Raw genomic sequence first — 943 nt, forward strand, 5'->3', positions numbered from 1 at the left:
ATCGACGTTGCCGCCGGTCACGATGACGCCCACGCGCTGGCCCCGGAACTGATGCTTGAGGTTTCGCAGGGCCGCGAGGCCAAGGCAGCCGGTGGGCTCCACGACCATCTTCATGCGCTGCATGAAGAACTTCATCGAGGCCACCAATTCGGCGTCCGAGACAGTGAAAATGTCAGTGACCTGCTCGCGAATGATCGGGAAGGTGTGCTGACCCAAATGCTGGGTCTGGGCGCCGTCGGCGATGGTGACGGGCGTGTCGATGTGCACGATGCTGCCGCTCTGGAAGGAGCGCTGGCCGTCGTTCCCGGCTTCGGGCTCGACCCCGTATACGAGGCAATCGGGCGCCAGCGCACGGGTGGCCAGCGCGGTGCCGGAGAGCATGCCGCCACCACCCAGGCCGACAAACAGCGCGTCCAGCGGGCCGGTGAACTCCAGCAGCTCCTTCGCGGCAGTGCCCTGGCCGGCCAGCACGTCCGGGTGGTCGAAGGAGGGGATCAGGGTCATGCCGTGTTGCTCGGCGAGTGTGCGACCAATCTGCTCGCGGTCTTCGGTGATGCGGTCATAGAACACCACCCTTGCACCGTATTCCCGGGTAGCGGCGACCTTCGCGGCGGGGGCGTCGGTGGGCATCACGATGGTTGCCGGCATCTGCAACAACCGCGCGGCCAGCGCGATGCCTTGCGCATGATTACCCGAGGAAAACGCCACGACGCCAGCCTTGCGCTGCTGCTCATCAAAACGCGACAGCGCATTGAAGGCGCCGCGAAACTTGAACGAGCCGGTGCGTTGCAGGTTTTCGCACTTGATAAACACCTGGGCGCCGGTCTCGGCATCGAGGGTACGCGAGGTGAACACCGGCGTGCGGTGGGCGAAGCCTTCCAGGCGCTCGGCGGCTTTGATTACGTCATGGTAGGAAGACGGTGGCATGGGAGGGACCTCTGAA

1 protein-coding gene is annotated in these 943 nt (G+C 64.9%); it reads right to left on the reverse strand.

Annotation, left to right across the window (positions count from 1 at the left end; translation table 11 throughout):
* Window positions 1-927: threo-3-hydroxy-L-aspartate ammonia-lyase (locus JV201_RS13995; RefSeq protein WP_219407092.1), on the reverse strand; the 927-nt coding region annotated here is incomplete at its 3' end.
* Between the last annotated feature and the right edge of the window lie 16 nt (window positions 928-943).

It is taken from the genome of Pseudomonas sp. Colony2 (assembly GCF_019382755.1).
Taxonomy (GTDB): Bacteria; Pseudomonadota; Gammaproteobacteria; order Pseudomonadales; family Pseudomonadaceae; genus Aquipseudomonas.